Origin of the sequence: Microbacterium luticellae, from assembly GCF_050408645.1 — a bacterium.
Classification (GTDB): domain Bacteria; phylum Actinomycetota; class Actinomycetes; order Actinomycetales; family Microbacteriaceae; genus Microbacterium.
The window spans coordinates 578,297-590,823 of sequence record NZ_JBNTKE010000002.1 but is presented as its reverse complement, the minus strand read 5'-3'; the positions used below and the strand labels follow the sequence as shown (position 1 = coordinate 590,823).

Below are 12,527 nucleotides of genomic sequence, written 5' to 3'. Positions count from 1 at the left end.
TGACGTGGATCCGGGTTACGGGTAGGTGTCGGCTAGGCCGCTATGACGCGGCACGCTTGCGGAGTGAGTTCGAGATAGATCACTTCGCCCTCCGGGGGCGTCGCCAAGGGCGCGCCACGGGCGACCAGAGTGCCGACACTCTGATCTCCGTTGAGAACTTCGGCTTCGTATTCCACGATTTCGCCGAGAAATTCGACCCGGATGACGCGTGCCGGTAGTACGTTCGGCCGGTCAACGGCTGCTTCGTGCCAGCGCACACTTTCGGGTCGGTATGTGACGGTCACCTGTTCGCCTCGGCGTATTTCGCCGGGGCAGGGGGTGGTCATGCGCGTGCCGAAGGCTTCGACGATTGCGTCGCCCGCGCTGTCACGGTCGTGGAGGGTGGCCTCGATCATGTTGACGCGTCCGACAAAGTCGGCCACGAATCGGTCGGCGGGCTGGTTGTAGAGGTCGCGGGGTGCGGCTTCTTGCACGATTCGGCCCTGGTTCATGACTGCTACGCGATCAGACATCGATAGCGCTTCAGACTGATCGTGGGTCACATACAGTGCGCTAATGCCGAGTTCTTGTTGCAGGCTGCGCAGTTCGTTGCGCATGGTGTCGCGCAGTTTTGCGTCGAGGTTGCTGAGCGGTTCGTCAAGCAGCAGCAGCCGTGGTCGGTGTGCGAGGGCGCGGGCGAGGGCGAGGCGCTGTTGTTGTCCGCCCGAGAGGGCGGTTGCCGGTCGCTGCGCGAGGTGGTCGAGTTGCACGAGCTCGAGTGCCTCCATGGCACGCAGTCGTGCCTCATTTTTGGGAAGTTTTCCGCCCGATACTTGCAGCGGAAAAACGGCGTTGGCAAAGACGCTCATGTGCGGCCAGATGGCATAGTTCTGAAACACCATGCCGATGTCGCGCTTATTGGGCGGAATATGGGTGGTTGCTGTCGACAGGGTTGTGCCGTCGAGTGAAATTTCTCCACCGTTACTGGTTTCTAGGCCGGCTACACAGCGCAGGGTGGTGGTTTTGCCGCATCCGGATGGCCCTAACAGCGAATAGAAGGTGCCCGGTTCGATCGTGAACGTGACGTTTTTGACGACGGGAACCTCGGTGCCATCGAGTTCGTAGTGTTTTTGCAGACTGTCGACGACGAGGCGGCCACCGGCGGCTGTTATGGTCATGGCACTTCTCAGCTTTCGGTTGCGGTTACCGTGCGAATGGTCGGTGCTTTTGACCATGCGGTTTGCGGGCGGGCTTGGGTTTGGCCGTCGACGATGATCGCGTCGACCTGTTCGTCGTAGAAGCACACAAGGTTTTCGATCTTGGGGCATTCAGGAACAGGGCGTCGGTACACCCATGCGATGTCTTTGACCAGCTGATCGCCGATCTGAATGGAGTAGTACTCGGCTTCGCCTTTGTATGGGCAGATCGAGCGTGTTGACGACGGTACGAACAGTTCTTGTCGTACATCGGCCCAGGGAATGTAGTACCGCGTGGGCAGGCTCGTTTCAAACAGCAGTCGCGGGCGCATGCTCTCGGCGACCACTTCGCCGAGAACCTGCACTTCAACGTGACGCGAGCTGTTGAGCACATCGACCCGGTGGTAGGGGTCGCGCGGGTGCTTGTATACCTCGTCGTCTTCTTCAAACCAGTGGTCCATTTTGGCCCAGTAGAAACCGACAAGACCCTGAAGCCCGGATGCCGCAGACGGCGGCGCGTCGTGGATCCACGCGGCATCGGTTATCGTGCGTTTTCCTGTGTCGAGGTTCAGGTAGTGCACGGGACCGCGGGAGTCGAAGGTTTTTGTGCGCCCGGAGGGGGTGAGCAGGTCCATACGCACATCTTCTTGAGGAAAGTAGTAGACCGGCATGTGCTTCGACTCGTGCAGCAGGTGCACGTTGATGCTTTTGGCCACCGTGATGCCGTCGACGACGACGGTAACCATGCGGCCGCTGGGTTCGAGTTCGAGGGCGAAGCGGCTGGGGTCTTGTTCTCGTTCGATGACCTTGTCTTCAATGAGGAAGGGCGTTGAATTGCTCATGGGTGTTACTCCGTGGCGGCTGTCTCGGTGTGAGCGGCCTGCCGTTCGTTGTCGTATTTTTCGGTGTCGACCTGGCGCAGGATTCCGCCGTCTTGTTCGACGGGCACCATTTGGCGATACATTTCGTAGTCGTCGCGCACGACGAAGTGTTCCGAGATTTTGAAGTCGCGGAAGCGCAGAATGTGTACCTGCTGTTGGCTCACTTCAACGCCGGTGGCGGGAATGCCGTACAGGGTGAGTCCGGTGTGTTTGGCAGAGAAGCGGCCTTCAAGAAAGACAAGGTCGCCATCGGCGGCGACTTTGTCGATAACGAAGTTGGGGTCGGTGAAGAGTTCGAGGAATGCTTTGCGCACCATGTAGGCGTTTTCGAAGCCGCGGTCTTTGCCGGGTTCTGAGGCGTGGTTCCAGTAGTCCTGCGTGTAGTACTTGTCGAAGTGTTCGCGGAATCCGGGTGTATCGGGGTGCGCTTTGTGTGATGCCAGGTCGTTGCCCCATACTTCGAGGGCGATCTGCTTGTTGCGGGCTGCGACGTCTTCCATGACGGGCTCCTAAACTGTACTGGATTCTGTATCCACGTTGTGAAGTCAAGTGGCATGAGACAAGCACAGTTCAGAGCGTCTGGCAATGGTTACGCCTGCGGCTCGGGCTTTCAAGCTTCGTGCAGGCTGATCGCCCTAATGCCGCATTTTCCCTAGAAAATCCGCGGTTTTTCGAGCCGCATCCGCGCAGCCTTCTGCCTGGCCAAGAACTGTTCTGGTATTGGTGCGATCAAAAAAAGCTATGGCCCAAACCGGGGTAGACCACGACGTGTGCCGGATGCTGCGCCTGCGCCACCGCCGCCTGCCAGGCTGCGATCTCCTCGGCCGGAATCAACTCGTCGGAGCCACCAAAAATAGACAGCGTGGGGCACGTGATGGCGTCAATGTGTTGATCGGGTGCAGGAAGATCACTGCGCGCCGCTCCCCTGGTTTGGGCATAAAAAGCGACTGCGCCCTGCAGGCGAAGCTGCGCCATGGTGCTGGCGAGCAGGGCAAGCCGACCACCCAGACAGAAGCCGATCACGGCGATCGGCAGATTGGGGTTATCAGCGCGCAGCAGGGCAGTGGCTGCTTCAAGATCGTGCTGTACGGTGCGCCACTGCAGCTGCGCCGAATGCTCGCCCGAAACAAAGTCGTCACCGCGGGGCAACCTGCCTGCCGTGCGCGCATAAAGGTCAATAGCCAGGCAGTGAAAGCCGCTCGCAGCGAGCTCTTCGGCCAGGGCGCCGTAGTACGGATGCAACCCGCGCCCATCATGAATCACCACGACTCCTACGGTCGGTGCTGCAGTGCTCGGGCGCGCCTCGACGGCATCCATAACGGTGCCGTCATGCGCCACGACCGTGCGGTTGGTGCGGGTTATCGCGGTGCGGGGCCCAGGAAACTGGGGAGGCCGGCTGTCATTGGGGAAACACATGGCCCGAGCATAGGTGCATCACGGGGCGTTGTAGTAAAAACTGGATCCAAACGCCACAATGGAGGTATGAGTGACGCCACACTGCCCGCTGCGGGTTCTCCCGCCGGGCGACTTTTGAACGGCCGCCTCAAGCTGCGGCATCTGCAGTTGGTGTGCGCACTGGCCGAACACGGCAGCCTTGTTGCTGCCGCCGAGCACCTGCACATTGCCCAGCCCGCGCTTACTCGTTCGCTCCGTGAAGCAGAAGAAATTGTGGGCGCGCGCATGTTTGACCGCGGCCCGCGCGGAGTAACCCCCACCGAAATTGGCCACGCATTTATTGAACATGCGCAGGCGGTGCTCGGTCAGCTCAATCGTGCCGGCCAAGACATCGACGACCTGCTTATGGCGCGCAGCGGAACCGTGCGCGTGGGTACCCACTTGGCCGCCTCGAGCCATCTTTTACCGGGCGCCATTTTGGCGGTGCGTAAACAAGCACCCGAGGTGACGATTGTTGTGCGTGAGGCCACTCCCGACACGTTGCGCACTGAACTGCTCTCGGGTGAACTCGACGTCGTAGTAGGGCGCATTCACCCCACCGAACCCGATCAGCGCTTAGCGACCGAACCGCTCTACCGCGAGCCGATTCTTATCGTCGCGGCAGCCGATCATCCTGCCACCACCATGCCCACCCCTTCTCTTGCGCAGCTGCGCGAGTTTCCATGGGTATTGCCAGTGCAGCAGACCGTTTTGCGCACACAGGTCGAAGACCTTTTTGCGGCACACGGCCTGCCCCTCCCCCAGCAGCGTGTGGACTGCACGCTTCTTCCCATCACAAAAGAGCTCATTGTTCGCGGCGGAGCCATTGGTGTGCTGCCGCGGCTCGTGATCGACAACGATCCGGCGATCGTTCCCGTGGGCGGTGCGCCTGACACTCTGCAGTGGCCCGTGGGCTTCACGACGGTGGCCGACCGCTGGTCGGCACCGGCTGTGCAAAGGTTACTGGCAGCCCTGCGCCGCGAAGGGGCATCGGTTCGCAGGCGGTTTGACGAGGCTCGCTCGAGCGACCATCAGCGGCGGCGCAATGCGCTTGCCGACACGGTATAACACCGCGGTATAGCAATCTCTGCATACCGGCAGGGGCGCTTGGTATTAGCTTTCATCGGTGAACGCCTTCAAGATCGTGAGCAGGAGGTGCTCCGATGACGGTCATCGACATTCACGCCCATTACGTGCCACAGCAGTGGCCCGCATTGGCGGGAACCCCACCGCGGCCCACACTGCGAGTAGACGGCCCGCGCGACGCGACAATTATGCTCGGCTCACAGGAGTTCCGGCGCATCGATGATGCATCGTGGAACGCCGATAAGCGCCTCGAAGACATGGACACGCACGGTATTGACCTGCAGGTGATGTCGCCAACACCCGTGTTTTTCAGCTATGAGCAGCATCCGGATGCCGCCACCCAGGTGGCTTCTATTTTTAATGACCTTGCGCTCGACATCGCTGCGCAGGGCGAGGGCCGCCTTCTGCCTTTTTGCCAGGTGCCGCTGCAAGACACCGACGCCGCCTGCGCAGAACTCGACCGCTGCCTAGACGCCGGGCACGTGGGTGTAGAGATCGGTAACCATGTGGGCGACCGCGACCTGGACGACGCGGGAATCGTCACCTTTTTGCAGCACTGCGCCGACCGCGACGTGCCCGTGTTTATTCACCCGTGGGATATGCCCAACGGTCCGCGTCTTGACCGATGGATGGCGCAGTGGCTCGTGGGCATGCCGTCAGAAACACACCTGTCGATTCTTGCGCTGATCTTGGGCGGCGTTTTTGATCGTGTCGGGCCCGAGCTTCGCCTGTGTTTTGCGCACGGCGGTGGCTCTTTTCCATTCTGGATTGGCCGCATGGACAACGCATGGCAGCACCGCAACGACATTATTGGCACATCGGCACTGCCGCCGTCGGGGTATCTCGACCGCTTCAGTGTCGACACCCTGGTTTTTGACCACGCTCCCCTTCGCATGCTCATCGACACTATGGGTGCCGATCGCGTGATGCTCGGCAGCGACTACCCGTACCCGCTCGGCGAACAGAACATTGGCGAGCTCGTGCGCACAGCCGGACTCGATAGCTCGGTGCACGACCGCATTCTTGGCCGTAACGCCGAACTCTTTTTGGGGGCCCGATCGGCCTCCGCGCTGCAGGGGATATCTGCCGCGGCCGGAGCCGTCTAGGTCGCTCACCGCCACCGCATCAGCACTCGAAGACGAGGAAAAGATGACTATTACCAGCACCGACACCGAACGCGACGCGCGCGACCGCGACGCTGCCGACCCACTATCGTCGCTGCGCACACGGTTTGCTATTCCGCCGGCCGACGGCGGCGATAACGACGAGAGCGCGTATCTGGCGGGCAACTCGCTGGGTCTGCTGTCGGTTGACGTGCGCGCCATCATCGATGAAGAGCTGTCGGCATGGTCGCGGTGGGGTGTGGAGGGCCACAGCGATGCACCGCGCCCGTGGGTGCGCTACCACGAGCATCTGCGCGAGGCCTCGGCCCGACTCGTGGGTGCTTTGCCACACGAGGTTGTCGTCATGAACTCGCTGACGGTCAATCTGCACCTCATGCTTGTGAGCTTTTATCGGCCAGCTGGCGATCGCACGGCGATCGTCATAGAAGACTCTGCTTTCCCTTCGGACAGCTATGCGGCACGCAGTCAGGCAGCTTTGCACGGGCTTGATCCGGATGCTGCGGTTATTCGTCTTCGCCCCCGCGACGGCGAAGACGTTTTGCGCACAGAAGACATCGAACAGTTTCTTCGCGATGAAGGACACCGTGTAGCAGTCATGATGCTGGGAGGCGTGAACTATTACACCGGTGAAGTGGTCGACATTGCGCGCGTGACGGCGGCCGGCCATGCCGCGGGTGCCATCGTCGGCTGGGACCTCGCTCACGCCGCCGGGAACATCCCCCTGCAGTTGCATGAGTGGGGTGTGGACTGGGCCGCGTGGTGCACGTACAAGTACATGAACGCCGGGCCAGGGGCAGTAGCCGGATGCTTTGTGCATGAGCGTCATGTGGCAGACCGCACTATTCCTCGTTTTGAGGGCTGGTGGAGCAGTAATGTCGAGACCCGTTTTCAAATGGGTCCGACGGTCGATCCGGTGGCCAGTGCCGATGCCTGGCAACTTTCTAACCCGCCCATTCTGGCCATGGCGCCGGTCTTGGCGTCGCTGCGCATGTTCGACAGCGTCGGTATCACGGCGCTGCGCGAGCGGAGCCTTCGCCTTTCGGAATATCTCATGGATCAGCTCGACACCGTACTGCAGGGGCGCGCTTCGCACATTATTACCCCCCGCGAGCAAGAACGTCACGGATCACAGGTGTCGGTGCGTTTAGGGGCAGACGCGGCCGATGTCACGAACAAACTGCGCTGGGAGCACGGTGTTATTGGTGACGCCCGTATGCCCGATGTCATTCGTCTGGCGCCCGTGCCACTTTATAACTCCTTCCACGACTGTTGGCGGGCAGCGCGGGCACTGGGATCGGTGCTCGACGAGCTCGGTGACACACAACAGGGGGCATCATGAGCACGCCACAGCTAAGAAACCTCATCGACAACGAATGGGTCGACTCCGGCCAGACGTTTGCCGACGTATCACCGGTGACCGGAGCAACCATCGCCGAGGTGCACGAAGCCGACCGCAGTGTTGTCGATGCGGCCGTCGGGGCAGCTCGACGCGCCCTGCATGGCCCGTGGCGATCGTTGAGTGTGCCCGACCGCGTTGCAGCCCTACGGCGTTTTGCCGACGGCATCCGGAATCGATTCGACGACCTGGCGGCAGTCGAAATTGCCGACACCGGCAAACCCGCAGCGCTCGCGCGCTCACTGGATGTTCCCCGTGCGGCAGTCAACATTGACGCTTTCGCCGATCTGCTCACCCAGGTAGACACCGAGTCATACATCACCGAACTAGCCGACGGCAGCCGCGCCCTCAACTACACGGTACGTAAGCCTCTGGGCGTTGTGGCCGTTATTGTGCCGTGGAACCTGCCACTGCTGCTACTGACCTGGAAACTCGGACCAGCTCTGGCGTGCGGCAACACGGTGGTGATCAAACCCAGCGAACTCACACCGTGGTCGGCAACCGTACTCGGCGAAATCGCAGTCGAAGCGGGCATTCCTCCAGGCGTTATTAACATCGTGCACGGATTTGGTCCGAACTCTGCAGGTGAATACCTCACCACGCACCCTGATATTGATGGCGTGACGTTTACGGGTGAGTCATCGACCGGAGCAACGATCATGTCGGCCGTAGCATCCGGAGTAAAACCCGTTTCGTTTGAATTGGGAGGAAAGAACGCCGGTATCGTCTTCGCCGATGCCGACTTCGACCGTGCCGTCGCCGGAATCGCGCGGTCATCGTTCCTCAACACCGGCCAGGTATGTCTGGCCACGGAACGCGTGTATGTCGAACGCAGCATATATGAGCGGTTTGTCGATGCGTTGGCGGTGCAAGCCCGCAACCACCGCCTCGGGCATCCGGATGCTGCAGCCACAACGCTCGGCCCCCTCATCTCACACGAACACCGCAACAAGGTCACGCACTACTTTGACAGGGCGCGCGCCGAAGGCACCATCATCACCGGCGGCGGTATCCCCGATATGCCCGACGACCTGGTCGGCGGCTCCTGGATAGAACCAACCATCGCTACCGACCTCGCCCACGACTCTGCCGTTATGCGCGAAGAAATCTTTGGACCCTTCTGCGGCATCATCCCGTTCGACACAGAAGAAGAAGCCATCGCGCTAGCCAACGACACCCGCTACGGGCTCGCCGCAGCCACCTGGACAGACGACCTGCGCCGCGCTCACCGGGTGGCTGCCGCCATGGATGTGGGAATCTCGTGGGTCAACACCTGGTACCTGCGCGACCTGCGCACCCCCTTCGGCGGGCGCGGGCTCTCAGGTATCGGCCGCGAAGGCGGAAAGCACTCCCTCGACTTCTACACCGACTCCACGAACGTGGTGATAGCCCTATGAAAACGCACGACCCGGCCATAACGGAAGCGGTCGAACGACTGCGCACCGCCGCACGCACAGCAACACCCTGTGCGCCGGTGCGAGACATCATTACAACGCTCGACGACGCCTACGCCGTACAAAGCCATATTGTGGGCGCCGAAATTGACAGCGGCCGACGCATTGGTGGCCGCAAAATCGGCCTCACCTCAACCGCTGTACAACAGCAACTCGGCGTTGACCGCCCCGACTTCGGCGCCCTCTACGCCGACGAAATCTTCATGTCTGGGCATCGCGTCGACCTGGCTTGCTTTATCGCACCACGCGTAGAAGCAGAGATCGCATTCGTGCTAGATCGCGACCTCGATATGACCCACCCCTCCGCCGCCGATGTGCAGGCCGCGATCGGTCTGGTCGCACCGGCCATCGAAATTGTTGACTCACGCATCATCGACTGGGACATCACCCTCATCGACACCGTTGCTGACAATGCATCCGGAGCCGCCAGCGTTATCGGGCAAGCCCGCAGCTTTGCCTCCCTCGACCTCGATCTGCGCGATGTCGGCATGGTCATGGAACGCGGAACGCAAGCGGTATCGGTCGGAGCCGGAGCCGCATGCCTCGGCCACCCCCTCGTGGCCGTTACATGGCTCGCGCAAGAACTGGCACGCCGTGGCAACCCCCTACGGGCTGGCGACCTCATCATGTCGGGAGCGCTGGGCCCTATGGCTTCGGTGACAAGCGCGGGAGCATACGAAGCACGCATCGAGGGCTTAGGCAGTGTTCGCGTGGAATTTACCGCCGCCCACAACGAGCAGAAATCATCATCATGACAACGCACGATTCCCGTATACCTGTTGCCATCATCGGATCCGGCAATATCGGCAGCGATCTAATGATCAAGATCCTGCGCATCTCGCAGACGCTGAAGCTCGTAGCCATGGTGGGCGTTGACCCCGACTCCGACGGGCTCGCCCGTGCTCGCCGGCTCGGCATCCCCACCACAGCCGAAGGAATCGACGCCCTCGCGGAGCTGGTTGGCCCAACCGGGGTCGACATCGTCTTCGATGCCACCTCGGCGTCAGCCCATGCACACAACCAAAAAGTCGCAGCCGAACTGGGCGCGGTATCCATCGACCTCACGCCCGCAGCTATGGGCCCCTTCGTCGTGCCGCCGGTAAACCTCGGCGACCACCTCGACCAACCCGACATCAGCATGGTCACGTGCGGCGGGCAGGCCACCATTCCCATCGTGGCAGCCATCAGCGCCGTCGCGCCCGTGCGGTACGCCGAAATCGTCGCCTCCATCGCGTCTCGCTCAGCCGGCCCCGGCACGCGCGCCAACATTGATGAGTTCACCGAAACCACCTCGCGTGCAATAGCTGAGGTAGGCGGCGCCGACAAAGGCAAAGCCATCATCATCCTCAACCCCGCTGAGCCTCCCCTACTCATGCGCGACACCGTCACGGCACTGTGCGACGACATTGATGCCGATGCCGTCGTGGGCTCGATTACGGCCATGGTTGCCGAGGTCGCCCGCTATGTTCCCGGCTACCGGCTCAAACACCCGCCCCAGGTTGCGGCGATCAGCGCCGACTATGTGCCAGCACTCGATGGCCCCTTTACCGGTAAACAGGTCACCGTCTTCCTTGAGGTCTCAGGCGCCGGCCACTACCTGCCCGACTACGCCGGAAACCTCGACATCATGACCTCGGCCGCTCTAGCGACAGCCGAAAAGCTCATGCAGTTGCGCGCAGAAAACAGCATCCGCCGTAGCTCTACCACCACCGCGACCCGCACGGAGCAGTCATGACGACAACAGCACAACCGCCCGCCGTCTACCTGCAAGACGTCACGCTACGCGACGGTATGCACGCCGTTCGCCACGGCTTCAGCATCGACCAGGTGCGCACCATTGCACGAGCACTCGATGAGGCCGGGGTAGACGCCATCGAGATCGCTCACGGCGATGGTCTCAGCGGCTCCAGCCTCACCTATGGTTTTGGCGCGCACACCGACGACGCATGGATCACAGCCGTTGTCGATTCGGTCTCGCGCGCCCGAGTAACAACACTCTTACTGCCCGGTATCGGCACAATCGACGACCTACGCCGCGCACAATCACTCGGCGTAACCAGCGTGCGGGTGGCCACCCACTGCACCGAAGCCGACGTCTCGGCACAACACATCGCCTGGGCACGAGAGAACGGCATGGATGTTTCGGGGTTTCTCATGATGAGCCACCTCAACTCGCCCAAAGAGCTCGCGCGCCAAGCCAAACTCATGGAGTCTTACGGCGCCGGATGCGTGTATGTCACCGACTCGGGCGGTCGCCTCACCATGAACGATGTCGCCGCCCGCATCACCGCCTACCGCGACGTTCTCGAACCCGAAACCCAGATCGGGATTCACGCGCACGACAACCTGTCGCTGGCTATCGGCAACTCGGTCACGGCGGTCGAACACGGCGTATACCGTGTTGATGCTTCACTCACCGGCCTCGGTGCCGGCGCCGGCAACGCACAACTAGAAGCGTTTAGCGCCGTCGCCGACCTCATGGGTTTTCGTCATAACGGCAACACGTTTGCCCTCATGGACGCCGCCGACGACCTCGTGCGGCCGCTGCAACAACGACCCGTGCGCGTCGATCGCGAAACACTTACCCTCGGATACGCAGGGGTATACAGCAGCTTTTTACTGCACGCCGAACGCGCAGCGCAACAGTACGGCTGTGACGTGCGCGAACTTCTCATGGAGTTAGGCCGACGCGGCATGATTGGCGGCCAAGAAGACATGATCGTCGACGTCGCTCTCGACCTGGTAGGTGCACAGTGACCAACCACGCTCGCATACTGCACGACGCCCAGCGCGGAACCACCGAGGTCGACGCTTTTACTCACGACGACACGCTCGATCTCGCTGCCGCTTACCGTGTGCAACAGCAGCTCATTGAGCTGCGACTGGCCGAAGGTGAACAGGCCACCGGCCTCAAGCTCGGGTTCACCAACCCCGCCAAAATGCGCCAAATGGGAGTGAATCACATCATCGCGGGGCGCATTACAACCGGCATGGCCCACGCCGATGGTGCCACCGTCAGCCCGGCACAGTTCATTCACCCCCGCGTTGAGCCCGAGCTCTGTTTTCGTCTCGCACGTGACATCGCACCCGACGAAAACCTTGCCGCCATCAGCAACGCCATAGACGGCATTGCGGTCGGCATCGAAGTGATCGACAGCCGTTATCGTGACTTTCGCTTCACGCTCAGCGACGTCGTCGCCGACAATGCCTCCGCATCGGCATACGCGATCGGCCCGTGGATCACGCCAACACCCGCCCTCGAACACAGTCTGAGCAACCTCGGAGTCATCCTGCAGATCGACGGCGTCGACATCGACACCGGAAGCACCGCAGCCATACTCGACAACCCGTGGCGCGCCCTCCATGCGGCCGTCATCCATGCTCGCGAACACGGCATCCCGCTCCGCGCGAAAGACGTGATACTTGCCGGAGCAGCTACGGCCGCCCACCCGTGGCATCCGGGAACCTCCGTGCGAGCCACCATCTCCCAATTAGGATCAGTCACCCTCCACATGTCTGAGGAGGCATAATGAACCCGCGCCGCACCGTTTATCTCCCCGGAAACGCCCAGCCGCTCGGCGGATACCCGCACGCACATATCGCCAACGGCACGATTTATGTTTCGGGAACGAGTAGCCGCAGGGCCGACAACACCATCGCCGGGGCCACGCAGCATCCGGATGGCACATTCACGCTCGACATTCGCGAACAAACCGCCGCCGTTATCGACAACATTGGCACCATTCTTCGCCACGCCGGGGCCTCACTCGACGACCTCGTTACCCTCACCACCTACCTGGTGTCGATGGATGACTTCGCCGGATACAACGAGGTATACGCCCGCTATTTTCAGGGCGATACCGGGCCTGCCCGCACAACCGTCGCGGTGCACCAACTGCCCCACCCACAATTGCTCATCGAAATACAAGCCATCGCGACGCTGCCAACGACAGCAACAACGCACACACAGTAAGGAG

Annotated in this window: 13 protein-coding genes; 9 read left to right on the top strand and 4 right to left on the bottom strand. The window is 61.5% G+C overall.

The window, feature by feature from the left end:
• Positions 1–32: 32 nt before the first annotated feature.
• From ACQUSW_RS08410 to ACQUSW_RS08395, 4 genes are all read right to left on the bottom strand, one after another.
• Positions 33–1,157, bottom strand: a complete 1,125-nt coding sequence (locus ACQUSW_RS08410; RefSeq protein ID WP_428931838.1) for an ABC transporter ATP-binding protein — start codon at positions 1,155–1,157, stop codon at positions 33–35.
• Between the two features lie 8 nt (positions 1,158–1,165).
• On the bottom strand, positions 1,166–2,017 hold the full coding sequence (locus ACQUSW_RS08405) for a DUF427 domain-containing protein (RefSeq protein ID WP_428931837.1): 852 nt from the start codon (positions 2,015–2,017) through the stop codon (positions 1,166–1,168).
• Between the two features lie 5 nt (positions 2,018–2,022).
• Positions 2,023–2,556: an ester cyclase gene (locus ACQUSW_RS08400; protein WP_428931836.1), complete on the bottom strand. Its 534-nt coding sequence runs from the start codon at positions 2,554–2,556 to the stop codon at positions 2,023–2,025.
• A 229-nt stretch (positions 2,557–2,785) separates the two neighbouring features.
• Positions 2,786–3,472, bottom strand: coding sequence for a dienelactone hydrolase family protein (locus ACQUSW_RS08395; RefSeq protein WP_428931835.1), 687 nt, complete (start codon positions 3,470–3,472; stop codon positions 2,786–2,788).
• A 66-nt stretch (positions 3,473–3,538) separates the two neighbouring features.
• Here ACQUSW_RS08395 and ACQUSW_RS08390 point away from each other — a divergent pair, with 66 nt between their 5' ends.
• The 9 genes from ACQUSW_RS08390 to ACQUSW_RS08350 all read left to right on the top strand — a co-directional run bounded on the left by ACQUSW_RS08390 (position 3,539) and on the right by ACQUSW_RS08350 (position 12,523).
• Positions 3,539–4,558: a LysR substrate-binding domain-containing protein gene (locus ACQUSW_RS08390; protein ID WP_428931834.1), complete on the top strand. Its 1,020-nt coding sequence runs from the start codon at positions 3,539–3,541 to the stop codon at positions 4,556–4,558.
• Positions 4,559–4,653: 95 nt separating this feature from the next.
• Positions 4,654–5,682 (top strand): amidohydrolase family protein, encoded by a 1,029-nt coding sequence (locus ACQUSW_RS08385; RefSeq protein ID WP_428931833.1) that lies wholly within the window; start codon positions 4,654–4,656, stop codon positions 5,680–5,682.
• 43 nt (positions 5,683–5,725) lie between these two features.
• Positions 5,726–7,039: a kynureninase gene (gene kynU / locus ACQUSW_RS08380; RefSeq protein WP_428931832.1), complete on the top strand. Its 1,314-nt coding sequence runs from the start codon at positions 5,726–5,728 to the stop codon at positions 7,037–7,039.
• On the top strand, positions 7,036–8,493 hold the full coding sequence (locus tag ACQUSW_RS08375; protein WP_428931831.1) for a 2-hydroxymuconic semialdehyde dehydrogenase: 1,458 nt from the start codon (positions 7,036–7,038) through the stop codon (positions 8,491–8,493). The genes kynU and ACQUSW_RS08375 overlap by 4 nt, the downstream gene beginning before the upstream one ends.
• Positions 8,490–9,305 carry a 2-keto-4-pentenoate hydratase gene (locus ACQUSW_RS08370; protein WP_428931830.1) on the top strand — a complete coding sequence of 272 codons (816 nt, stop codon included), beginning with the start codon at positions 8,490–8,492 and terminating at the stop codon, positions 9,303–9,305. Before ACQUSW_RS08375 ends, ACQUSW_RS08370 begins: the two co-directional genes overlap by 4 nt.
• Complete coding sequence (locus ACQUSW_RS08365) at positions 9,302–10,285, top strand: acetaldehyde dehydrogenase (acetylating) (RefSeq protein WP_428931829.1); 984 nt, start codon at positions 9,302–9,304, stop codon at positions 10,283–10,285. Before ACQUSW_RS08370 ends, ACQUSW_RS08365 begins: the two co-directional genes overlap by 4 nt.
• Positions 10,282–11,307, top strand: coding sequence for a 4-hydroxy-2-oxovalerate aldolase (dmpG, locus tag ACQUSW_RS08360; protein WP_428931828.1), 1,026 nt, complete (start codon positions 10,282–10,284; stop codon positions 11,305–11,307). The genes ACQUSW_RS08365 and dmpG overlap by 4 nt, the downstream gene beginning before the upstream one ends.
• Positions 11,304–12,080 (top strand): 2-keto-4-pentenoate hydratase, encoded by a 777-nt coding sequence (locus ACQUSW_RS08355; RefSeq protein WP_428931827.1) that lies wholly within the window; start codon positions 11,304–11,306, stop codon positions 12,078–12,080. The genes dmpG and ACQUSW_RS08355 overlap by 4 nt, the downstream gene beginning before the upstream one ends.
• Positions 12,080–12,523 carry a RidA family protein gene (locus tag ACQUSW_RS08350; protein ID WP_428931826.1) on the top strand — a complete coding sequence of 148 codons (444 nt, stop codon included), beginning with the start codon at positions 12,080–12,082 and terminating at the stop codon, positions 12,521–12,523. Before ACQUSW_RS08355 ends, ACQUSW_RS08350 begins: the two co-directional genes overlap by 1 nt.
• Positions 12,524–12,527: the final 4 nt, after the last annotated feature.